22 protein-coding genes are annotated in these 22,224 nt (G+C 51.5%); 14 read left to right on the top strand and 8 right to left on the bottom strand.

The window, feature by feature from the left end:
- Window position 1: 1 nt before the first annotated feature.
- Window positions 2–925, bottom strand: a complete 924-nt coding sequence (gene pcaQ, locus On2M_RS15800) for a pca operon transcription factor PcaQ (RefSeq protein WP_151219294.1) — start codon at window positions 923–925, stop codon at window positions 2–4.
- Between the two features lie 231 nt (window positions 926–1,156).
- Between pcaQ and On2M_RS15795 the strand changes: the two genes are divergently transcribed.
- The 5 genes from On2M_RS15795 to rimL all read left to right on the top strand — a co-directional run bounded on the left by On2M_RS15795 (window position 1,157) and on the right by rimL (window position 6,408).
- Window positions 1,157–2,059, top strand: a complete 903-nt coding sequence (locus tag On2M_RS15795) for a DHHA2 domain-containing protein (protein ID WP_151219293.1) — start codon at window positions 1,157–1,159, stop codon at window positions 2,057–2,059.
- 120 nt (window positions 2,060–2,179) lie between these two features.
- Entirely contained in the window at window positions 2,180–3,523 is a 1,344-nt protein-coding gene (locus On2M_RS15790; protein WP_210905125.1) for a VOC family protein, read from the top strand.
- A gap of 193 nt (window positions 3,524–3,716) precedes the next feature.
- Window positions 3,717–5,372 carry a glucan biosynthesis protein gene (locus On2M_RS15785; protein WP_151225483.1) on the top strand — a complete coding sequence of 552 codons (1,656 nt, stop codon included), beginning with the start codon at window positions 3,717–3,719 and terminating at the stop codon, window positions 5,370–5,372.
- Window positions 5,373–5,536: 164 nt separating this feature from the next.
- Complete coding sequence (locus tag On2M_RS15780) at window positions 5,537–5,761, top strand: YdcH family protein (RefSeq protein ID WP_003833168.1); 225 nt, start codon at window positions 5,537–5,539, stop codon at window positions 5,759–5,761.
- Between the two features lie 101 nt (window positions 5,762–5,862).
- Complete coding sequence (gene rimL, locus On2M_RS15775; protein ID WP_210905124.1) at window positions 5,863–6,408, top strand: 50S ribosomal protein L7/L12-serine acetyltransferase; 546 nt, start codon at window positions 5,863–5,865, stop codon at window positions 6,406–6,408.
- Here rimL and ydcK read toward each other — a convergent pair.
- Entirely contained in the window at window positions 6,400–7,380 is a 981-nt protein-coding gene (gene ydcK / locus On2M_RS15770; protein WP_187252380.1) for a YdcK family protein, read from the bottom strand. The two genes, rimL and ydcK, sit on opposite strands and share 9 nt — an antisense overlap.
- Before the next feature lie 113 nt (window positions 7,381–7,493).
- Here ydcK and tehA point away from each other — a divergent pair, with 113 nt between their 5' ends.
- From tehA to On2M_RS15755, 3 genes are all read left to right on the top strand, one after another.
- The gene (tehA, locus tag On2M_RS15765) at window positions 7,494–8,495 is read left to right on the top strand and encodes a dicarboxylate transporter/tellurite-resistance protein TehA (RefSeq protein ID WP_210905123.1); all 1,002 of its coding nucleotides are present in this window, start codon (window positions 7,494–7,496) and stop codon (window positions 8,493–8,495) included.
- A complete protein-coding gene (tehB, locus tag On2M_RS15760; RefSeq protein ID WP_187252382.1) occupies window positions 8,495–9,091 on the top strand; it encodes a tellurite resistance methyltransferase TehB in 597 nt (198 codons plus the stop codon). Before tehA ends, tehB begins: the two co-directional genes overlap by 1 nt.
- Before the next feature lie 142 nt (window positions 9,092–9,233).
- The gene (locus tag On2M_RS15755) at window positions 9,234–9,905 is read left to right on the top strand and encodes a DUF3313 domain-containing protein (protein ID WP_151219288.1); all 672 of its coding nucleotides are present in this window, start codon (window positions 9,234–9,236) and stop codon (window positions 9,903–9,905) included.
- 36 nt (window positions 9,906–9,941) lie between these two features.
- Here On2M_RS15755 and On2M_RS15750 read toward each other — a convergent pair whose 3' ends face one another.
- A complete protein-coding gene (locus On2M_RS15750; protein WP_210905122.1) occupies window positions 9,942–10,850 on the bottom strand; it encodes an EamA family transporter in 909 nt (302 codons plus the stop codon).
- A 186-nt stretch (window positions 10,851–11,036) separates the two neighbouring features.
- Here On2M_RS15750 and On2M_RS15745 point away from each other — a divergent pair, with 186 nt between their 5' ends.
- On the top strand, window positions 11,037–11,906 hold the full coding sequence (locus tag On2M_RS15745) for a helix-turn-helix domain-containing protein (protein ID WP_210905121.1): 870 nt from the start codon (window positions 11,037–11,039) through the stop codon (window positions 11,904–11,906).
- Here On2M_RS15745 and On2M_RS15740 read toward each other — a convergent pair.
- Window positions 11,889–13,055 (bottom strand): benzoate/H(+) symporter BenE family transporter, encoded by a 1,167-nt coding sequence (locus On2M_RS15740; RefSeq protein WP_210905120.1) that lies wholly within the window; start codon window positions 13,053–13,055, stop codon window positions 11,889–11,891. The two genes, On2M_RS15745 and On2M_RS15740, sit on opposite strands and share 18 nt — an antisense overlap.
- Window positions 13,056–13,160: 105 nt before the next feature.
- Between On2M_RS15740 and On2M_RS15735 the strand changes: the two genes are divergently transcribed.
- A complete protein-coding gene (locus On2M_RS15735; protein WP_151219286.1) occupies window positions 13,161–13,697 on the top strand; it encodes an XRE family transcriptional regulator in 537 nt (178 codons plus the stop codon).
- 79 nt (window positions 13,698–13,776) lie between these two features.
- Window positions 13,777–15,738: a U32 family peptidase gene (locus On2M_RS15730; protein WP_151219285.1), complete on the top strand. Its 1,962-nt coding sequence runs from the start codon at window positions 13,777–13,779 to the stop codon at window positions 15,736–15,738.
- Between the two features lie 3 nt (window positions 15,739–15,741).
- Here On2M_RS15730 and On2M_RS15725 read toward each other — a convergent pair whose 3' ends face one another.
- The 4 genes from On2M_RS15725 to On2M_RS15710 form a co-directional block, all read right to left on the bottom strand.
- Window positions 15,742–15,972, bottom strand: coding sequence for a DUF2554 family protein (locus tag On2M_RS15725; RefSeq protein ID WP_151219503.1), 231 nt, complete (start codon window positions 15,970–15,972; stop codon window positions 15,742–15,744).
- 189 nt (window positions 15,973–16,161) lie between these two features.
- The gene (locus On2M_RS15720; protein WP_005126742.1) at window positions 16,162–16,287 is read right to left on the bottom strand and encodes a DUF2474 domain-containing protein; all 126 of its coding nucleotides are present in this window, start codon (window positions 16,285–16,287) and stop codon (window positions 16,162–16,164) included.
- Window positions 16,287–17,297 (bottom strand): cytochrome d ubiquinol oxidase subunit II, encoded by a 1,011-nt coding sequence (gene cydB / locus On2M_RS15715; RefSeq protein ID WP_210905119.1) that lies wholly within the window; start codon window positions 17,295–17,297, stop codon window positions 16,287–16,289. The genes On2M_RS15720 and cydB overlap by 1 nt, the downstream gene beginning before the upstream one ends.
- Complete coding sequence (locus tag On2M_RS15710; protein ID WP_210905118.1) at window positions 17,297–18,700, bottom strand: cytochrome ubiquinol oxidase subunit I; 1,404 nt, start codon at window positions 18,698–18,700, stop codon at window positions 17,297–17,299. Before On2M_RS15710 ends, cydB begins: the two co-directional genes overlap by 1 nt.
- A 132-nt stretch (window positions 18,701–18,832) precedes the next feature.
- Here On2M_RS15710 and On2M_RS15705 point away from each other — a divergent pair, with 132 nt between their 5' ends.
- The 3 genes from On2M_RS15705 to ydcS all read left to right on the top strand — a co-directional run bounded on the left by On2M_RS15705 (window position 18,833) and on the right by ydcS (window position 22,220).
- The gene (locus On2M_RS15705) at window positions 18,833–19,243 is read left to right on the top strand and encodes a type II toxin-antitoxin system HicB family antitoxin (RefSeq protein ID WP_210905255.1); all 411 of its coding nucleotides are present in this window, start codon (window positions 18,833–18,835) and stop codon (window positions 19,241–19,243) included.
- A gap of 92 nt (window positions 19,244–19,335) precedes the next feature.
- A complete protein-coding gene (locus On2M_RS15700) occupies window positions 19,336–20,745 on the top strand; it encodes a PLP-dependent aminotransferase family protein (protein ID WP_151225477.1) in 1,410 nt (469 codons plus the stop codon).
- A 329-nt stretch (window positions 20,746–21,074) separates the two neighbouring features.
- Window positions 21,075–22,220 (top strand): putative ABC transporter substrate-binding protein YdcS, encoded by a 1,146-nt coding sequence (gene ydcS, locus On2M_RS15695; protein WP_210905117.1) that lies wholly within the window; start codon window positions 21,075–21,077, stop codon window positions 22,218–22,220.
- Window positions 22,221–22,224: the final 4 nt, after the last annotated feature.

The raw sequence follows: 22,224 nt of genomic DNA, 5'->3' as shown, positions 1-22,224 counted from the left end.
ATCAAAACGGCACGGTTTTGCGTATTGCGGCGATAAGGATCTGCGCGGCCTGAGAGAGTTGCACATCGACACGAGTAAGAATACCGATGGGTTCAGCCGCACCGTGAGTGGGAATTGGTAATGACACCAGTGTCGCCTGGCGCAGATCTTCTCTAACCGCGCCTGATGGGACAAACCACACATAGTCGTAATCAACCGTCAGTTGGCGGGAGAGCGATGCTGACAGCGTTTCAATACAACCCGACGGCATTTTACAGCCCTGACTTTGCAACAATGTCTCTGCGTGCTGGCGAGGTGCGGTTCCTTTCGGCGAAACCACCACCGGCCACTCCATTACCCGGCTCAGCGTGATGGTTTCTTGCAACAATGGATGGTTAGGACGCACGACCAGTTTGAGTGATTCCAGAAATAATAATTCGTAGTTCAGACCGACCATCAATTCCGGATCGGCCATACGACCAATGCCGAGATCAATTTCTCCGGACTTTAAACCTGCCAGGATCATCGGATTACTCATGGTGGCAACCTGCAGCGTGGTTTCCATTTGCTGTTTATGGAATGGGCCAATTACCGCCGGCAGAATGCCCAGCGCCGCGGTGGGTAAGGCGCCAATTCGTACGACATCAGTCTGCGACTCTTCGCGCTGGTTTAATGCTTGTCCGGCGGTGTTAAGCGCATCCAGCACTCTTACCGCGTGGGTAAGAAACTGTTCTCCGGGCAGCGTTAACTGCGCGCCAAGACGGCCACGCTCAAAGAGCCGGGTACCGGTCAGTTGCTCCAGTTCATTCAGCGTTTTGGAGAGGGCCGGTTGGCTCAGGTTAAGGGTCTCAGCCGCGCGCCCCAACGTTCCCTGTTGTGCAACGGCGACAAAAGTATGAAGGTGGCGCAAGCGAATGCGCTGATTGAACAGAACATTTTTTTCCATAAGCGATGTTAAAAACAGAGCCGTATCGATGACAAGTGAAGTTGTTTGTTTTTGATAACTTGATAGCAAAATATTATTAACATTTATCGTATTTTACTTACAACTAATTTATTTTGCTTATGTTTTGTACAGCATGTACAGGGGGATAGGATCATGGAAGGGAATGTATCCAGTCGATATACTTTCGTTATTGTTGGCTTTTGAACCCTTCTCTTCACAAGGCACTGATTGATGATACACGTAATAGGGCACCTTAATCCCGATAGCGATGCCATTTGTACTGCCGCAATGACGGCGCGTTGGCTTACTTTACGCGGTCAGCAGGCGACGGCATGGCGTCTGGGCGAACCGAATCGCGAAACGCAATTTATCTTTGAGCATGCAGGGCTGGAAATACCTGGGCGGCTGACGTTTCCGCTGACCGATCTTGATGTCTGGCTGGTCGATTTCACGGAGCCTGCTCAGGGGCCGGAATCGCTGGCAGAAAGTAACGTCGTGGGCATTATCGATCATCACCGACTCGGGGGATTAATGACCCGTCTGCCGCCTGAAGTGTGGGTGAAACCCGTCGGTAGTAGCGCGACGCTGTTATGGCAACTGATGACGGAAGCTGAGCGCAGCCAGTTGTCTGCCGCCGAGGCCGTTTTATTGCTGGGTGCCGCGTTGAGTGACACTGTCACGCTTCGTTCCCCGACCACGACCCCAGATGACCGCCTGGCAGTTGAGGCATTAACCCTAAAAACTGGAGTGGACCTTGACGTTTTCAGTCGCGGTCTGCTATCTGCCAAAACCAGCGTGGAAGGCATGACCGCCCACGAACTTCTGCAGAAAGACATCAAATCCTTCACCATCCATGGGCATTCGGTTTGTGTGGCACAGCTTGAGCTGTATTCGCTGCAACAGGTGGATGCGGTGCTGGACGATTTACGTCATGAAATGGTGCGTTATGCAGAGGAAAAGAATGCCGCACTGGTTGTTCTGATGCTCACCGACATTAATCTGGGCGACACCAGCCTGTGGTTTGCTGGTTGTGAACTCTCAGACATCCCGCAGCCCTGTAAAGTTGAAGGTATGCTCAGCCGTAAAAAACAGATGCTGCCGTGGCTGGAAACGCATTTAAAACCACGTCAGTAGGTTCTGTTCATCGTCAGTAAGGGTGGGAAATTTACGCGAGGTCACACTTTGTAAATTCTTCCCACCGGAGTCTGCGGTGTTCTCTACACTCCAGGTAATATTCACTGGAGGCATGACATTATGGCGAACACCATCACGGCAGATGAGATTCGGGAACAATTTTCGCAGGCAATGTCAGCAATGTACCAGCAGGAAGTCCCGCAATATGGCACGTTGCTGGAACTTGTCGCTGATGTGAATCTGGCGGTACTGGAAAATAATCCGACGTTGCATGAAAAACTGGCTAATGCGGATGAGCTGGCGCGGCTAAACGTTGAGCGCCACGGCGCTATTCGGGTGGGCACTGCGCAGGAACTTTCTACGCTGCGCCGGATGTTTGCGATTATGGGTATGTATCCGGTGAGTTATTACGATCTCTCCCAGGCCGGCGTTCCCGTACATTCCACGGCTTTTCGGCCCATCGACGATGCGTCGCTTTCGCGCAATCCGTTTCGGGTATTTACCTCGTTATTACGCCTCGAATTAATCGAAAACGTCGCGTTGAGGCAAAAGGCCGCGGAGATCCTCGCGAAACGCGACATATTCACCCGTCGTTGTCACGAACTTCTGAATGAATATGATGCGCAGGGCAGTTTTACGCAGGCGCAGGCGCATGAGTTTGTGCATGAGGCGTTGGAAACCTTCCGCTGGCATCAGCATGCCACAGTTGATGAAGGAACCTACCACGCATTACATGACGAGCACCGACTGATTGCCGATGTGGTGTGCTTCCCTGGTTGTCATATCAACCATCTGACGCCGCGTACATTGGATATCGACCGGGTGCAGTCGATGATGCCCGAATGCGGTATTGAACCCAAAATACTGATTGAAGGGCCACCGCGTCGCGAGGTGCCCATTTTATTGCGTCAGACCAGTTTTAAAGCGCTTGAAGAACCGGTGTGGTTTGCCGGGGAGATGCGCGGCACCCACACGGCGCGTTTCGGTGAGATCGAACAGCGCGGCGTGGCCCTGACGCCGAAAGGCAGAGCACTGTATGACGAACTGCTGAATAAGGCGGGAATGGGAAAAGACAACCTGACGCATCAGTTGCATCTTCAGGAAGTGTTCAAAGCATTCCCGGACAGCGAGTTTTTGCTGCGCCAGCAAGGGCTCGCCTGGTTCCGTTATCGCCTGACACCGTCGGGCGAGGCGCATCGACAGGCAATCCGTCCGGATGACGACCCGCAGCCGCTCATTGAGCGAGGCTGGTTGGTTGCGCAACCCATCACCTACGAAGATTTTTTACCGGTAAGTGCCGCAGGAATTTTCCAGTCAAATCTGGGGAATGAAACGCAGGCTCGCAGCCATGGAAATTCCAGCCGCGACGCGTTTGAACAGGCGCTGGGTTGCGCGGTGTATGATGAGTTTGCGCTGTATCAGGAGGCGCAAGATCGAAGTAAACGTCGCTGTGGTTTACTTTAACGGAATTTACATGGGATTCGGCCTGTTCCCATCGACATAAAATATTTTCGATTTTGTACAGATAATCGGCGACCAACAATTGGATTATTAATGAATTTTGTCTAGAGTGAGCGGTCAGAAATGTGCACTCTCTTGCCGCTGATTATGACCGGCGCGGGACCATTTACACGACCAGAAGGATTCACTTTCAGGCATGAATCGCAGACGATTTATTAAAGGTTCAATGGCAGTGGCCGCCGTGTGCGGAACCAGTGGTATTGCATCACTCTTTTCCCGCGCCGCCTTTGCGGCAGAGTCTGACATTGCAGACGGAAAAACCGTTCGTTTTGATTTTTCCGTTCTGCAATCGATGGCTCATGATTTAGCACAGAAGCCATGGGGCGGCGCACCGCGCGCGTTACCTGACACGCTGGCAAAACTGACGCCGCAGGCCTACAACAGCATTCAATATGACGCAGAGCAGTCTCTGTGGAACAATGTTGAAAATCGTCAGCTTGATGCGCAATTCTTCCACGTGGGAATGGGCTTCCGTCGCCGTGTACGCATGTTCTCGGTTGATGCCAGTACGCATATGGCACGTGAAATTCACTTCCGTCCGGAACTGTTTAAATACAATGATGCGGGCGTGGATACCAAACAACTGGAAGGGCAAACTGACCTCGGCTTCGCCGGGTTCCGCGTATTTAAGGCGCCAGAGCTGGCCCGTCGCGACATCGTTTCTTTCCTGGGCGCCAGTTATTTCCGCGCCGTGGATGACACCTACCAGTATGGATTATCGGCTCGCGGTCTGGCGGTAGATACCTACACCGACAGCAAAGAAGAGTTCCCTGATTTTACCGCTTTCTGGTTCGAAACGGTCAAACCGGGCGCAACCTCCTTTACCGTGTATGCGCTTCTTGATAGCCCAAGCGTTACTGGCGCATTCAAGTTCGTGATCCACTGTGAGAAAACGCAGGTGATCATGGATGTACAAAACCACATCTATGCGCGCAAAGACATCAAGCAGCTCGGCATTGCGCCGATGACCAGCATGTTTAGCTGCGGCAACAATGAACGTCGGATGTGCGACACCATTCACCCGCAAATTCATGACTCCGATCGTCTGGCGATGTGGCGAGGTAACGGCGAGTGGATCTGCCGCCCGCTGAATAACCCGCAAAAACTGCAGTTCAACGCCTATACCGATAACAACCCGAAAGGGTTTGGTTTGCTGCAGCTCGATCGCGACTTCTCACATTACCAGGACATCATGGGCTGGTACAACAAGCGTCCAAGTCTGTGGGTCGAACCGCGTAACCAGTGGGGCAAGGGGACTATCGGCCTGATGGAGATCCCGACGACCGGTGAAACGCTGGATAACGTCGTTTGCTTCTGGCAGCCGGAGAGGAAGATCAAAGCTGGCGATGAGCTGGAATTCAAATATCGCCTGTACTGGAGCGCTCAGCCGCCAGTGCGTTCGCCGCTGGCTCGCGTGATGGCGACCCGTACAGGCATGGGCGGTTTCCCGGAAGGATGGGCACCGGGCGAGCACTACCCGGAAAAATGGGCACGACGTTTTGCCGTTGATTTCGTCGGTGGCGATTTAAAAGCCGCCGCGCCGAAAGGTATTGAACCGGTAATTACGCTTTCGAGTGGTGAAGCGAAACAGATTGAGATCCTTTACGTTGAACCTATCGACGGCTACCGCATCCAGTTTGACTGGTATCCGACCTCTGACTCAACCGATCCGGTAGATATGCGTATGTTCCTGCGTTGCCAAGGCGACGCTATCAGCGAAACCTGGCTGTATCAGTACTTCCCGCCAGCGCCGGATAAACGCCAGTACGTTGACGACCGCGAGATGCGTTGATCCTCATCTTTATGGCTCTCCGTCGGGGAGCCATATTCGTCATTTTCTTAAAAAACGCTGTACACTATTTACTCGATCCTGCTCGCATTTTTCCCTGACTTAAACCGATAAGCTGAAGGTGTGTATTTCTTATACACGTTCTTGTCCACTAACAGGGAGAAAGTATGTTTCCAGAATACAGAGACCTTATTTCCCGACTGAAATCCGAGAACCCTCGCTTTCTGTCCTTATTCGAAAAACACAACAGCCTTGATCATGAGATCTCCAGACTGGAAGGTTCGGATGGTCGTGGGTATAGTTTGGACATTGTTCGCCTTAAGAAACAGAAACTCCACCTGAAGGAAGATCTGCTCAAAATATTGCAAAAAGAGAGTGTCAGTGAGAGCTAAATAAAACGGCACTTGCTGTGTAAAAGGGCTTCCAAAAGGGAGCCCTTCCTGTTTTATTTGATGAGCAGGGTTGCCTGCTGAACCAGCATAACGGAATAAAAATGTCAGAAGTGATTACCATCAATGAAACGCTGGAACTGCGTGCCGTAGAAGAACAACACGTCACGCCTCTGTATCAGCTTGTACTTAAAAATAAAAGCTGGCTCCAGCAGTCGCTGAACTGGCCGCAGTTTGTTACGTCAGAGGAAGACACCCGCAAGAACGTGCAAGGCAATATGATGTTGCATCAGCGCGGTTACGCCAAAATGTTCCTGATTTTTGAGCAAGGAAATATGGTCGGGGTTATCTCGTTTAACCAGATAGAACCGCTGAACAAAGCCGCGTATATCGGCTACTGGCTGGATGAGGAACATCAGGGCAAAGGGATCATGTCTCTGGCGCTACAGGCATTGATTCACCATTATGCGCAGCGTCAGGAGATCCGCCGCTTCGTGATTAAATGCCGCGTCGATAACCTTGAGAGTAATCAAGTGGCGCAGCGCAATGGCTTTTTGCTGGAAGGATGTATGAAACAGGCGGAGTTCCTCAATGGTGATTACCATGATGTGAATCTCTATGCCCGAATCATTGATAGCACCTCAGAATAAGCCTGCGATCGGTGTACGCGTAATGCGCTGCTCGCCGTTGATCACCTTCGGGCCGTGCAGATGAATGGCATCGCCATCAAATGCTTCAATATGCGCCTGGTCGCTTATTTCAATGTGATGCTCGATCAGCACTTCGCCCAGCACGCAGGCGTGGCCTTCAATCAGGATGTGGTCGTCAAGCAGGAGCGGCCCGCCGCGTAACTGCGCATGACCGCCGACGAGCACATGGTGCTTCAGTACGCAGTTGCCCTCGACCACCGCGTTTTCCGCCACCTGCGAGCTATAACGTAGGGTAGGAATGGCATCTTCATCGGTTCCGGCAATGACGTGTGCGTGTCCGTAGACTTTGGCGCAATCGCAGATCCAGACATTGTTCTCTGCATTACCTTCAATCCTTGCGCAATCAAACACTTCTGCCCGATGTTCAATAAAGGCATAGTTGATTTTTGCATCACCATAAAGTTGTGCCTGATGCACTACACGCGAGCTGCTGACAAAAGCGCGATCGTAAATTTGCAGGATCTGGTCATGTTCAGGGGTAAGTCCCCTGGCTGCAATGATTTCAGAGCCACACACCACGCGCGCATCACCGAAGAGAAGACACTCACCGCGAACGACTGAATCCTGAATAATGACATTGTCACGGATGTGAGCGTGATGACTGATCTCAGCCCGGTCAATCCACGCGGTATCGCCAATCTGAGCGCCATCTCTAACCACGCTTGCCTGCGTGATACGAGCATTTCCTGTAATTTTTGCGCCGGAAAAAGCGAGCGCGTTTTCATCGTAAATCCAGCAATCGCCGTTTTGCGACAGCACGCTTTCATTATCAATCCAGCCGCCGGGAGTACCGGCCTGGACATCATTAAAATCAGTGAGCGCAATGATTTGGCGTAGTAATACGCTTTTTTTATTGCCATTATCCTGATAACTAAAGGAGCGAGGTTCATCGCTTAGACGATATTTGGTCATAGCTCGTTTCCATGTTGCGCGCCTTAGTTAAACGTAGCAAAGTTTTCCGGACTGGCTAAATCAGCGGAAATTCCATAAAATGCATTTCAAATATACTTTAAAAAATAAACAAAATGAGTAAGAACAAGCACAGTGAACAGGTCCTCAATCTTCCGGCTGGTTATTTTGGCATGGTACTGGGCATCATAGGGATGGGATTTGCGTGGCGTTATGCCAGCCAGGTGTGGCCTGTAAGCCACTGGATCGGCGACGGTTTAGTGATCCTTGCGATGGTCATCTGGGGATTGTTGACGCTGGCCTTTATTAGTCGTTTACTGCGTTTTCCGCATAGCGTTTTGGCAGAGGTTCGTCACCCGGTGATGAGTAGCTTTGTCAGTCTGTTTCCGGCCACAACCATGCTGGTCGCGATTGGTTTTGTCCCGTGGTATCGACCACTGGCGCTTGGATTGTTCAGCATTGGGGTTGTGATCCAACTGGCGTACGCGGCGTGGCAAACCGCGGGACTATGGCGCGGGGAGCACCCAGAAGAAGCCACCACGCCGGGGCTGTATCTGCCGACTGTCGCCAATAACTTTATTAGTGCAATGGCCTGTGGTGCGCTGGGTTTCAACGACACAGGGCTGGTTTTTTTGGGCGCTGGGGTATTTTCCTGGCTCAGCCTGGAGCCAGTGATCCTGCAACGTTTACGCAGTTGCGGCGAACTGCCAACGGTATTACGTACTTCGCTTGGCATTCAGTTGGCGCCTGCGCTGGTCGCCTGCAGCGCCTGGCTTAGCGTCAACGGCGGCGAGGGGGATACGTTGGCCAAAATGTTGTTCGGCTATGGTCTGCTGCAACTTCTTTTTATGCTACGCCTCATGCCGTGGTATCTGTCTCAGCCCTTTAATGCGTCTTTCTGGAGCTTCTCGTTTGGCGTGTCGGCTCTGGCGACAACGGGGCTGCATCTGGGACAAGGCAGCGAATCAGGATTTTTTCATACGCTGTCGATCCCACTGTTTATTTTTACCAATTTTATCATTGCATTATTACTGGTACGTACGTTTGCATTGCTGATGCAGGGAAAACTGCTCATCCGCACAGAGCGTACTGCATTACTGAAATCTGAGGATAAATAATGACCCTTTGCGACGAAAACTACTTTACTGAGAAATACGATTTAACCCGTACGCATTCCGATGTTGTAGAAGCGGCAAAAATTGTTAAGCCAGGTAAAACATTAGATCTGGGCTGCGGTAACGGTCGTAACAGCCTGTACCTGGCAGCAAACGGTTATGACGTAACAGCATGGGATAAAAATCCCATGAGTATCGCTAACCTTGAGCGTATCAAAGCAGCCGAAGGGCTGACTAATCTGCAGGCGAGCGTCGCGGACCTTAATGCGTTGAGTTTTGACGGTGAATACGACTTTATTCTGTCTACCGTAGTGCTGATGTTTCTCGAAGCGAAAACCATTCCGGGACTTATCGAAAATATGCAGCGTTGCACGAAATCGGGGGGATATAACTTAATCGTTGCGGCGATGGATACCGATGATTTCCCGTGCACCGTTGGCTTTCCGTTCGCGTTTAAAGCGGGGGAGTTACGCAACTATTATCGCGGATGGGAACTGCTGAAATATAACGAAGACGTGGGCGAACTGCACCGTACAGATGAAAACGGCAATCGGATTAAGCTGCGTTTTGCGACTATGCTGGCCCGCAAAATCGGCTAATGGCTTATGCTCTGCGTTCAACGCTTTTACGTCGAACGCAGAAAGAAAATTTGTGTGATGCGTACCATTTTTCGCACAACTAGCATGATTTCCTTTTGCTACTATTTCAGATGCATATCTGCAAATACTAAGGGATCATTCCATGCGTGCTCAAACTTTATTTAAAGTTGCAGTGCTTACGGGTTTACTGGCGTTATCAGGCTGTGCGTCAAAAATCACGCAGCCGGATAAATATTCAGGTTTTTTAAAAAATTACTCTGGCCTGAAGGAAACGAAATCGGCAACAGGACAACCTGTGCTGCGTTGGGTTGATCCCAACTTCAATGAGTCCAACTATGACAGTATTGTGTATAACCCGATAACCTATTATCCGATTCCTAAACCAACGACTCAGGTTGGACAACAGGTGCTGGATAAACTGTTGAGCTATACCAATACGCAGATGAAAACCGCGATTAGTAAACGTAAACCTCTGGTGACGACCCCCGGTCCGCGTAGCCTGATTTTCCGTGGCGCGATTACCGGTGTTGCAACCAGCAAAGAAGGGCTGCAGTTCTATGAAGTCGTTCCGGTTGCGTTGCTTGTAGCGGGTACACAAATGGCGACAGGCCACCGTACCATGGATACTCACCTCTATTTTGAAGGTGAGTTGATCGATGCGGCAACCAACAAGCCAGTGATTAAAGTGGTACGGCAGGGTGAAGGTAAAGACCTGAACAACGAAAGTACGCCAATGGCGTTCGAAACGTTGAAGAAAGTTGTTGATGACATGGCGACAGATGCCTCCATGTTTGATGTCAACACAAAACCGTAATGCTGAGCGCACCATCTTTGGATGGTGCGTTTTTTATTATGCCGTCCGACGGCGGTAAAGCAGTTTTCCCATTAACGCCTCCGGGCGAGCAAACATCACCAGATTACCCAGCAAAATCAGCAGTAATCCAGCAATTGCGTTAACCTGCCAGATGTATCCTTCATACAATGTTGACAGCGTCAGCGCGACCAGCGGGAAAAGCAGCGTACTGTATGCCGCCTTACTGGGACCAATACGCCCTACGAGTGTGAAATAGGCACCGAAAGCAATCACCGAGCCAAAAATAGCCAGATATAACAGCGCGCTAATATAGCTGAAAGTCCACTGCGGCATGAAGTTATCCCCGCGCACCAGCGCAATAACGGCGATCAATAGCGTGCCATACAGCATGGTCCAGCTGTTGGTGGTTAATACTTCCAGCCCTTTTTTCTGGTGACGTAGGCTTATCATATTGCCCAATGAGAAACCAAAAGTACCAAGGGCGCTTAAGCCAATGCCCAGCAGCAGCGAATGGTTGAATCCGCTGTTGAGCAAATCCTGCCAGGACAAAGTGACAATGCCCGTCAATCCCAGGCCGGCTGCAATATAGAAACGCAGCGGTGGTTTTTGCCCAAAAAAGATAAAACTATTGACCGCATTGAACAGAACGGCCATTGAGAAAATTACCGACTCCAGGCCGGTATTAATCCATGCCGCAGCTGTGTAAAAACACCAGAAGTTGAAGCAAAAAACGCATCCACCTTGCAACAGGCAAAACAGATGATCGCGACCGGACAGTTTGCGTAATTTCCCGCTAACCAGAAGGGCAACAATCATTACCGAGCTGGCCACGGCAAAGCGCCAAAAGATAGAAACAGGGGCAGAAACAGGGCCTTGCTGCAAATAAATCGCAATCCATGTTGTTCCCCAAATGACGACGACCAGACAGTACAACAGTGCGTTCATACAACTCTCTCATTTTTGTAATCAGGCTCACACTGTGTCACGGCTGGCGGCAGGGGGCTTTCATCGGCTTGCGGCGAACTTGCAAAATCTTGCGCTTTTTTAGCGTAAGAAACGAAAAGTTGGCTGTTTACAACATGTAGCTGATATAGACTGAAAACCTGCTAATCTATTTTTGAACGTGATGGTATGTCTCAGCCCTACGATGCCTTTGAAAAATTACGCAAACATAATGCCGTGCTGCATGAATCAGTTGCGTTACATTCGGGGATCCAACTGGCCGCCTGGTCAAACAAGCGCGATACCATTACCCAGTATTGCGATCACCACACGCTCAGTTTATACATCGCGGATGGCTACGAGAGTTATCACAAGACGGCGGAAGGCTGGAAGAATGGCGGCGGGCCGGATCGTTTTTGCCTGATGCCAAAAGAGAGCGAATCCAGTTGGGATATTCGCGACGATCTTTCCTTCGTTCACCTCTATTGTACGGATACCCATCTGCGCGAAGTGGGTGAAAAAGTCTGGGACAAAAGCCCCTATAGCTTCACGCTGGACGAGCATACATTTGGCAGCGATCCGGGGATCACAGCGGTTTATCGTCAGTTTTTGCTCGGTAACGACTGGCAGCAACCGGCCAATCATCTTACGCTCAGCGCCGCATCTTCACTGCTGCTAACGCATCTGATCCAGCATTACAGCAATGTACAATGGCGGTTGCCCACAGTCACTGGAGGTCTTGCACCTGCCACTTTGCGTAATGTGCTGGCCTATATTGAAGCGCATCTGGCGCACCCGATAACCCTGAGCGATCTGGCAAGCGAGGCGGCGCTTAGTGATTTCCACTTTGCCAGAATGTTTCGCCAGTCGATGAATATGGCGCCGCACCAGTATGTGATGCAACGTCGGATGGCGCTGGCGCAGAATCTGGTTTGTTATTCTTCACGCAGTTTGTCGGATATTGCGATGACCTGCGGGTTTAGTTCGGCGAGTCATTTTAGTAACCGGTTTAAACAGGTAACGGGTAAAACGCCAACGCAGTTACGTGCGGCGAAATAACGTCAAGGCTGCGTAGCAGAAACCGCCGACGACCAGCCCCCAGAATGCAGACCCAACACCCCACAACGTCAGACCGCTGGCCGTGACCAGAAAAGTAACGATAGCCGCATCGCGCTCGGCCTCATTATGCAGTGCCTGATACAAACTTCCGCTAATCGTACCGAGCAAGGCGAGGCCAGCTAGCATCTGGATCCAACTTACGGGCAGGGCCGCCATCAGTCCTGTGACCGAACCACCAAAAACCCCGGCCAGTAGATAGAAAACGCCTGCCGCAGCGGCGGCGAGCCAGCGTCGTTTGGCATCAGGATGTGCTTCGGGACTTTGGCAAATTGCTGCGGTTATGGCGGCAATACAAATAGAGTAAACGCCAAAAGGCGAAAACAGCAGCGCCATCAGGCCAGTGAAAACAATCAGTGGTGATACGGGTAACGCATAGCCTGATGCTTTCATGGTGGCAATGCCTGGAGCATTTTGCGAGGCCATGGTGACCAGAAACAGCGGCAGCGCAATGCTGATACTGTGGGCAAATGAAAAGTGTGGGGCAATAAATTCAGGAAATACCGGCGACAGATTAACACCGCTAGTGACAACGTCACCTTTAATCAGCGCAATGGCGATACCTACCAGCATCGCGGCGAGCGTCGCATACCGTGGGGCGATGACTTTACACACCAGCCATGCCAGCAGCATGCTCCCGCATAAGATAAGTTCGTTATTCAGGCTATTAAATGCCTGCAAACCAAAACGCAGCAGGATCCCGGCCAGCATGGCAGATGCCAGTGAATGCGGAATGATTTTCATCAAACGGGCAAACAGCCCGGTTACGCCGCACAGCACAATCAGCGCATTAGCCACAATAAAAACGCCGATAGCATCCTGAATCGTGATGCCTTGCAGGCCCGTAACCAGCAGCGCGGCACCGGGCGTTGACCATGCGGTGAGAACAGGGGCGCGATACCATAATGTCAGCACCAGCGTACTGACACCCATTGCTATCCCCAGCGAGGTCATCCAGCCCGCGATTTGTTCAGTCGTCGCCCCTGCGGCCAGAGCGGCTTGCCAGATGATGGCTGCGGAGCTGGCATAGCCGACCAGGACAGCCACAAAACCGGACAGAACGGTAGGCAGAGGGATAGAAAATGCGCGCATATTCACTCCTTGTGCGTTATAACGGTCAGGCACTGTAACACTGTGCGTTATAGCGTACAAGTGCTAAACTGTAGGTCCGTGAAAGGAGACCGATGAAGGAGAAAAATGGACAACTTAACCCAGTATCTGGCTACTACGCTCCGGACGTTACGTCACCAGCGAGAATGGAGCCTTTCACGTCTGGCGGAGGAAACCGGTGTATCAAAAGCCATGTTGGGGCAAATTGAGCGCAACGAGTCCAGCCCAACGGTGGCGACATTGTGGAAAATTGCCACTGGACTGAACGTGCCGTTTTCGACGTTTATTTCACCGCCAGAGTCAGACAATACGCCGGCATTTGATCCTCAGCAGCAGGCGATGGTCGTCACATCGCTGTTCCCGTGGGATCCGCAACTGTGCTTCGATCATTTTTCAATCCTGCTGGCACCCGGTGCACTCAGCGAATCAACTCCGCATGAATCCGGGGTTATCGAGCATGTTGTGGTGATTAACGGACTGCTGGATATGTGTATTGAGGGGCAGTGGCGTACCATTACATCCGGCGAGGGAGTTCGTTTTGCCGGAGACAGGGCACATAGCTACCGTAACAGCAGCGAACAAACGGTGCACTTTCATTCGCTGATCCATTACCGACGTGGTTAATCGGGAAAACTATTCCGAAACGCCCCGCTTGTGACTACAATAACCGCCATTTTTACCGCTTGTGGATGATAACAACTGTATGCGCCAGCAGCCTCATCACCTTGAATTGTTAAGCCCGGCCCGGGATACCGCCATTGCCCGTGAAGCCATTTTGCACGGCGCAGACGCCGTTTACATTGGCGGCCCGGGTTTTGGCGCGCGTCATAACGCCAGTAACAGTCTGAAAGATATTGCCGAACTAGTGCCTTTCGCCCATCGCTACGGGGCGAAAATCTTTGTGACGCTAAATACCATTTTGCACGATGATGAACTGGAACCCGCACAACGGTTAATTACCGATCTGTATCAGACCGGTGTTGATGCCCTGATTGTGCAGGATATGGGGATTCTGGAACTGGATATTCCCCCCATTGAGCTGCATGCCAGCACCCAATGTGATATTCGCAGTGTTGAGAAGGCGAAGTTTCTTGCTGATGTCGGATTCACCCAGATTGTCCTGGCGCGCGAACTGAGCCTTGAGCAAATTAACGCCATCCATCAGGCTACTGACGCAACCATTGAATTTTTCATCCACGGTGCGCTGTGCGTTGCCTATTCAGGCCAGTGTTATATTTCTCATGCTCAAACCGGACGCAGTGCTAACCGTGGCGACTGTTCTCAGGCCTGCCGCCTGCCGTATACCCTGAAAGACGATCAGGGGCGCGTGGTGTCCTATGAAAAACACCTGCTGTCGATGAAAGACAACGATCAGACCGCCAACCTCGGCGCATTGATTGACGCAGGTGTGCGTTCCTTCAAAATTGAAGGGCGCTACAAAGACATGAGCTATGTGAAGAATATTACCGCGCATTATCGTCAGATGCTGGACGCTATCATCGAAGAGCGGGGAGATTTGGCCCGTTCTTCAGCTGGACGCACAGAACATTTCTTCACCCCGTCTACGGAGAAAACCTTCCATCGCGGCAGTACTGATTACTTTGTAAATGCCCGTAAGGCCGATATCGGCGCATTCGACTCTCCAAAGTTTATTGGCCTGCCGATTGGTGAAGTCCTGAAGGTGGCAAAAGATCATCTCGATGTTGAGGTGACAGAACCGCTGGCGAACGGGGATGGTCTGAACGTGTTAATCAAGCGTGAGGTCGTCGGATTTCGCGCTAACACCGTTGAAAAAACCGGGCACAATCGTTATCGGGTGTGGCCGAATGAAATGCCCGTCGATCTGCACAAAGTTCGTGCTAACCATCCGCTGAATCGCAACCTCGATCATAACTGGCAACAGGCGCTGACCAAAACCTCCAGCGAACGCCGCGTTGCGGTCGATATTGAACTGGGCGGCTGGCAGGAACAGTTAATCCTGACGCTCACCAGCGAGGAGGGCGTGAGTATCACCCATACGCTGGATGGTCAGTTTGAGGAAGCGAACAATGCGGAAAAAGCGTTGAACAATCTGCAGGATGGCCTGGCAAAGCTCGGACAAACGATGTATTACGCCCGCGATATTCAGATCAACTTGCCGGGGGCATTGTTCGTACCAAACGGTCAACTGAATCAGTTGCGACGTGAAGCTGTCGACATGCTGGATGCCGCGCGTTTGCAAAATTATCAGCGGGGCAGTCGTAAACCGGTCGTACAACCGGCGCCGGTTTATCCGCAAACGCATCTGAGTTTCCTGTCTAACGTCTACAACCATAAAGCGCGTGAGTTTTATCACCGCTATGGTGTGCAGTTGATTGATGCCGCCTATGAAGCGCATGAAGAAAAGGGCGATGTACCGGTGATGATCACCAAACATTGTCTGCGTTTCGCCTTTAACCTGTGTCCGAAACAGGCGAAAGGGAACATCAAGAGCTGGAAAGCCACGCCGATGCAACTGGTTAACGGCGATGAAGTCCTGACGCTGAAATTTGATTGCCGACCGTGCGAAATGCACGTGATCGGCAAGATGAAACATCACATTCTGAAGATGCCATTGCCTGGCAGTATAGTGGCTTCCGTCAGCCCCGAAGACCTGATGAAGACACTGCCGAAGCGTAAAGGCTGACGGTTAACTCATATGGATATCGGGTTTTCGTGATTTTTGCCAGTGATGGTGCTCGCGAAGAGTGGCGGCGGATTCTTCCGCCGTCACTCGCAGCTCATCGCTGTCGGCCGTGTGTCGTAATACGTGATCGGCATCCTGTACCTGAAGATATTCATGTCCCTGATTAGTCGCGAAAAGCTGACCAGAAAAAAGCGCGCTGGCCAGCAATAACACCGTTAACCCTTTCTTAAACATCATGCACCCTCTGGTACGTTAGCTGCGGAATTGGCGATAATTTCACCTTGTGACTATTCAATATTTTAATCGGGATAATGGCAATCTCTGTTTTGCCAATTCGATGTTTTTTACATTTTTGTTTAGCCAGCATTAGGATTTGTAACAACCGGGAAGCACAGGGCGACTCGGTTGTTACCGGGGGGAAAATCAGGACTTAAACCCAGCAGCGGTCATCAGTAAGCGAAAGAATGAACCGACGGCCGCCAGGGCCAGCACACTGCCGCCCCAGAGAATGACCAGCCACATCAGACGTTTCCAGATAGATTGTTGCATTAATGATACCCCTCACCATGTTGAACTTTGCCGCGGAAAACGTAGTAGCTCCAGAAGGTATACACCAGGATTATTGGGATAATCAGCAGTGCGCCAACCAGCATAAAGCCCTGACTTTGCGCCGGAGCCGCCGCCTGCCAGAGCGTAATGGACGGTGGAATGATGTGTGGCCAAATGCTGATCCCCAGTCCGCTAAACCCGAGGAAAATCAGCCCCAGCGTCAAGACAAAAGGCAGAGTATGGCTGTTTCGCTGGCCCAGCGCGCGCCACAACCAGAGGCTAATTAACGCAACCAGCAGCGGAACCGGCAGCAGGAACCACAGGTTGGGCAGGCTAAACCAACGCACGGCAATAGCATTGTGCGCCAACGGCGTCCACAGGCTGATAATGGCAATGACAACCAACATCGCCAGCAGTAGTTTTTTTGCCACGCCGCGCATTTTATCCTGTAACGGGTTTTCGCTTTTCATCACCAGCCATGTTGCTCCCAGCAGGGCGTAGGCCACCACGAGACCAATGCCGCAGAACAGCGTAAACGGGGTCATCCAGTCGAAAGGACCGCCGCTGTAGCTGCGACCGGTAACGGAAAATCCGTTGAGTACAGCACCCACCACCACGCCCTGGGTGAATGTCGCCAGAATTGAACCGCCGAGAAAGGCTTTATCCCAGAATGGTCGATGCGCCGGTGTAGCCTTGAAGCGAAACTCGAACGCGACGCCGCGAAATATCAGGCCGATTAGCATCAGGGTCAACGGGATCGTCAGCGCATCGACAATCACTGCATAGGCCAGCGGGAACGCACCAAATAACCCGGCCCCCCCCAGAACAAGCCAGGTTTCATTCCCGTCCCATACCGGAGCGACGCTGTTAACCATCACGTCGCGATCATCAGCGTCCTGAATAGCGGGAAATAAAATACCGATCCCGAGGTCAAAACCGTCCATCACGATATACATCAGCGTGGCGAACACGATAATCACAAACCAGATAACTGATAAATCGATACCCATTAGCGATGTGCCTCCGGTTGAGAATCGAGAACTGCGGCAGAAAGCGGCCGGGCAGGTGTGCCGGTTGGCGGAATGGTCGGGTCATCTTCCTGCGGCCCTTTACGGATCAAGCGGATCATGTAGCTGTAACCCACGCCAAATACCGAGCTATACACCACAAAGAAGGACAGCAGGCTGATACTCATATGTAAATCGCCATGAGCGGAAACCGCATCCGCTGTACGTTGCAGACCGTAAACCACCCACGGTTGACGGCCCACTTCAGTGGTCACCCAGCCAGCCAGAATGGCAATCAGACCGGAAGGGCCCATCAACAATGCAAAGCGCAAGAAAGCGCGCGAGGTGTATAAACGCTGCTTATAACGCAGCCACAAGGCAAACGCACCCAACAGGATCATCAGCATGCCTAGCCCCGCCATAATGCGAAACGACCAGAACACCATGGTGGAGTTGGGCCGGTCTTCTTTAGGAAACTCTTTCAGGGCCGGGACTTGTTTATCCAGACTATGGGTCAGGATCAGACTGCCCAGCGCAGGAATTTCCAGCCCATAGCGAGTGCGCTCTTGCTCCATATCCGGCCAGCCGAAGAGCAGCAGCGGGGTTGGTTCGCCTGGCGGATTTTCCCAGTGTCCCTCAATAGCGGCAATTTTTGCCGGTTGGTGTTTCAGCGTATTCAATCCGTGCATATCGCCAATCAAGGCCTGCAGTGGGGCGACGATTAGCGTCATCCACAGCGCCATCGAAAACATGGCGCGAATAGCGGGAGTGCTATTCCCACGCAGTAAATGCCATGCGGCTGAAGCCGCGACAAACAACGCGCTGCTGAGGAAAGCGGCAACGGACATATGCAACAAACGATAAGGGAATGAAGGATTGAAAATAACGGCGAACCAGTCGACGGGAACCACTTGCCCGTTAACGATTTCATAGCCTTGCGGTGTTTGCATCCAACTGTTGGAGGCGAGGATCCAGAAAGTAGAAATAATCGTACCCAGCGCAACCATACAAGTGGCGAAGAAGTGAAGTCCAGGACCAACCCGGTTCCAGCCAAACAGCATTACCCCAAGGAAGCCCGCTTCGAGGAAAAAGGCGGTTAACACCTCATAGGTCAGCAGCGGTCCGGTGATGCTTCCGGCAAACTCGGAAAAACCGCTCCAGTTCGTGCCGAACTGATAAGCCATCACCAGCCCGGAAACGACGCCCATACCAAAGTTTACGGCGAATATTTTCGACCAGAAATGGTATAGCGAACGCCAGGTGGGATTTTTTGTTTTTAGCCATAACCCCTCAAGCACCGCCAGATAACTGGCGAGGCCGATGGTAATGGCCGGAAAGATGATGTGAAAGGATACCGTAAACGCGAACTGGATCCTCGCCAGGTGAAACGCGTCAAGACCGAACATGCTTAACTCCGCAGGCAAAATTGATTTGGCGCAATTCTAAGCTTAGGAAGGAATGCGGGGCAGAAACAGAACAGTTCTTTTTAACCATAACAGTTGCAGTGCTGTTATAGGTTGTACACGCTGATATGAAATCTGGAAGCGAGTCTAACACCGGCAGTGGAAGGTGGGTTTGTGGTTTCTTTTCCGGATATTCCGGAAGCATTAACTCAGGAAAATACTCGCCATGACGCTTTCCAGGCCGCGCAGACTGCATTGATTACCGCTTTTGAATTCTATTTCGACGACAACGAGGCGATTCCACTCCCTTCGGCGGTTGGCGCTGAAGATACCTACGTAGAAATACCGCTGAGCGTTGCGTCTAAGGTTCTTCTGCTGAATGCCTTCCTTGAATCAAAAATCACCCAGCAGGAGCTGGCGAACAGGATCGGCAGACCTAAGCAGGAGATCACCCGTTTATTTGATTTAAAGCACACGACCAAAATTGATGCCGTACAGATTGCTGCTCGCGTCTTAGGCAAAGAACTGGCGTTAACGATGTTGTAAAACTGTTAACTATAACAGTTATAAAAAACACCCTGATTATGTAAACTGATATACACAGTGATTGTCACCGACACCGGTAATCAGGATCAAAAATGAAAAAGTATCAGCGACTGGCTGAGCAAATTCGCGATCAAATCGCGTCTGGCGTATGGCAGCCAGGCGATCGCCTGCCGTCACTGCGTGAACAGGTGGTCAGCAGCGGCATGAGTTTTATGACCGTCGGACACGCCTACCAACTGTTGGAAAGTCAGGGGCGGATTATTGCCCGACCGCAGTCGGGTTACTATGTCGCCGCGCGCCCACAACGTGAGCTGGCAGCACCGCAGGCACAGGTCATGCGCGATGAAGCAGTGGATATCAACACTTATATTTTTGATATGTTGCAAGCCAGTCGTGATGCGTCAGTAATGCCATTTGCCTCTGCATTCCCCGACCCGCGACTGTTTCCACTTCAGCAGTTGAACCGCTCGCTGGCGCAGGTGAGTAAAACCGCCACTGCTATGAGCGTGATCGAAAACCTGCCGCCGGGAAATGCAGAATTGCGCCATGCCATTGCCCGTCGCTATGCTCAACAGGGAATGACTATTTCACCTGATGAGATTGTGATCACCACCGGCGCGCTGGAAGCCCTCAACCTGAGCCTGCAGGCGGTGACCGAACCGGGGGATTGGGTGATTGTCGAAAACCCTTGTTTTTACGGCGCGTTGCAGGCTCTGGAGCGATTACGCCTGAAGGCGCTTGCGATTGCCACCGATGTCAAAGAGGGGATCGATCTGGCTGCGCTGGAGCAGGCGTTGCAGGAGTATCCGGTCAAAGCCTGCTGGCTGATGACTAACAGTCAAAATCCGCTGGGTTTTACGCTCAAACCAGAGAAAAAAGCGCACCTGGTGGCATTGCTGGAAAAATACCACGTGATGCTGATAGAGGATGATGTCTACAGCGAACTGTACTTTGGTCGTGAAAAACCGCAGCCCGCCAAGGCCTGGGATCGTGCTGACCGCGTTTTACATTGTTCGTCTTTCTCGAAGTGCCTCGTGCCCGGGTTCCGTGTGGGCTGGGTGGCGGCCGGGAAGCATGCCCGGCGTATTCAGCGACTTCAGCTAATGAGCACCTTATCCACCAGTTCCCCGATGCAGCTTGCACTGGTGGATTACTTGTCAACCCGGCGCTATGACGCACATCTGCGTCGCTTACGCCGCCAACTGGCAGAGCGCAAACAGCAGGCCTGGCAAACGTTGCTGCGTCATCTTCCGGCGGAAGTCAAAATTCACCACAACGACAGCGGCTATTTTTTATGGCTGGAATTACCAGAACCGCTTGATGCAGGCGAACTCACTACCCAGGCACTGGCGCACCATATCAGCATTGCGCCGGGAAAAATGTTCTCAACCTCGGGGAGTTGGACGCGTTTCTTTCGTTTTAATACCGCATGGCACTGGGGAGAACGTGAGGAACAGGCGGTGAAACAGTTGGGAAAATTAATTCGCGAGATGATGAAATAAAACGTAACGCGCTATTCAATATAAAAGAATAGCGCGTTCTTATTTTCGAAATAGAGAATACATAGCACTGATGTTATTTATATCGAGTGCTACCATACAAAAAATCAATAGTTCTTACTATTGCCACCTTTGCACCTAACTCCTTGTCTATACTCCAGAAGATTAAGCCTCATGGTCGGAGTCAGTCGCGTAATGAGCGTTAGCTCACAACCTGATTAAATTTCCTTGCGCCAGCAGGAACGCTTACCACACCCCGACTATTTTTAGGAAAGGACATATATTTACGGCAAGGCTGCCGCTCAATATTTTTTCGACAGGAGTAAGACGTTATGAGCAAGCAACTTGCCCTCAGTAGCCTGTGTGCCTTCAGCATGACGCTGATGACGGCGCAGGCAGCCGAACCCCCGACATCATTAAGTAAACCGGAAGGTCGTCTGGATATTATTGCCTGGCCGGGTTACATCGAGCGTGGACAAACTGATAAACAATATGATTGGGTCTCGCAGTTTGAGAAAGATACCGGCTGCGCGGTCAATGTTAAAACGGCGGCCACCTCTGATGAGATGGTCAGCCTGATGGCGAAAGGCGGCTACGACCTGGTTACCGCTTCCGGTGATGCTTCATTGCGACTGATTATGGGTAAACGCGTTCAGCCAATTAATACCGCGCTGATCCCTAACTGGAAAACCCTTGATCCGCGAGTGGTAAAAGGAGAGTGGTTTAACGTTGGGGGTAAAGTTTACGGTACGCCATACCAGTGGGGACCAAACCTGCTGATGTATAACACCAAAACCTTCCCAACGCCGCCGGACAGCTGGAACGTGGTATTCGTTGAACAAAATCTTCCTGACGGTAAAAGCAATAAAGGTCGCGTTCAGGCTTACGATGGCCCGATCTATATTGCCGACGCCGCGTTATTCGTTAAGGCCACTCAGCCGCAACTGGGTATTACCGATCCCTATCAGCTCACCGAACAGCAGTATCAGGCGGTTATCAAAGTCCTGAGCGATCAGCACGCGTTAATTCATCGCTATTGGCACGATACCACCGTGCAAATGAGCGACTTCAAAAATGAAGGTGTGGTGGCCTCAAGCGCCTGGCCTTATCAGGCTAACGCCCTGAAAGGGGAAGGTCAGCCGATTGCCACAGTTTTCCCAAAAGAAGGGGTTACTGGCTGGGCTGATACCACCATGCTGCACAGTCAGGCAAAACACCCGGTATGCGCTTATAAATGGATGAGCTGGTCATTAACCCCGAAAGTACAGGGCGACGTAGCGGCATGGTTTGGTTCTCTGCCAGTGGTGCCGGAAGGCTGTAAAGCCAGCCCGTTACTGGGTGAAAAAGGCTGTGAAACCAACGGCTATAGCTATTTCGACAAAATTGCCTTCTGGAAAACGCCGATTGCCGAAGGCGGCAAATTCGTTCCTTACAGTCGCTGGACGCAGGATTACATCGCCATTATGGGTGGTCGTTAATTCC

Source organism: Citrobacter sp. On2M, assembly GCF_018035235.1.
GTDB lineage: Bacteria > Pseudomonadota > Gammaproteobacteria > Enterobacterales > Enterobacteriaceae > Citrobacter > Citrobacter meridianamericanus.
The sequence above is the reverse complement of the archived record's forward strand: the minus strand, read 5'-3'. Positions and strand labels throughout refer to the sequence as shown.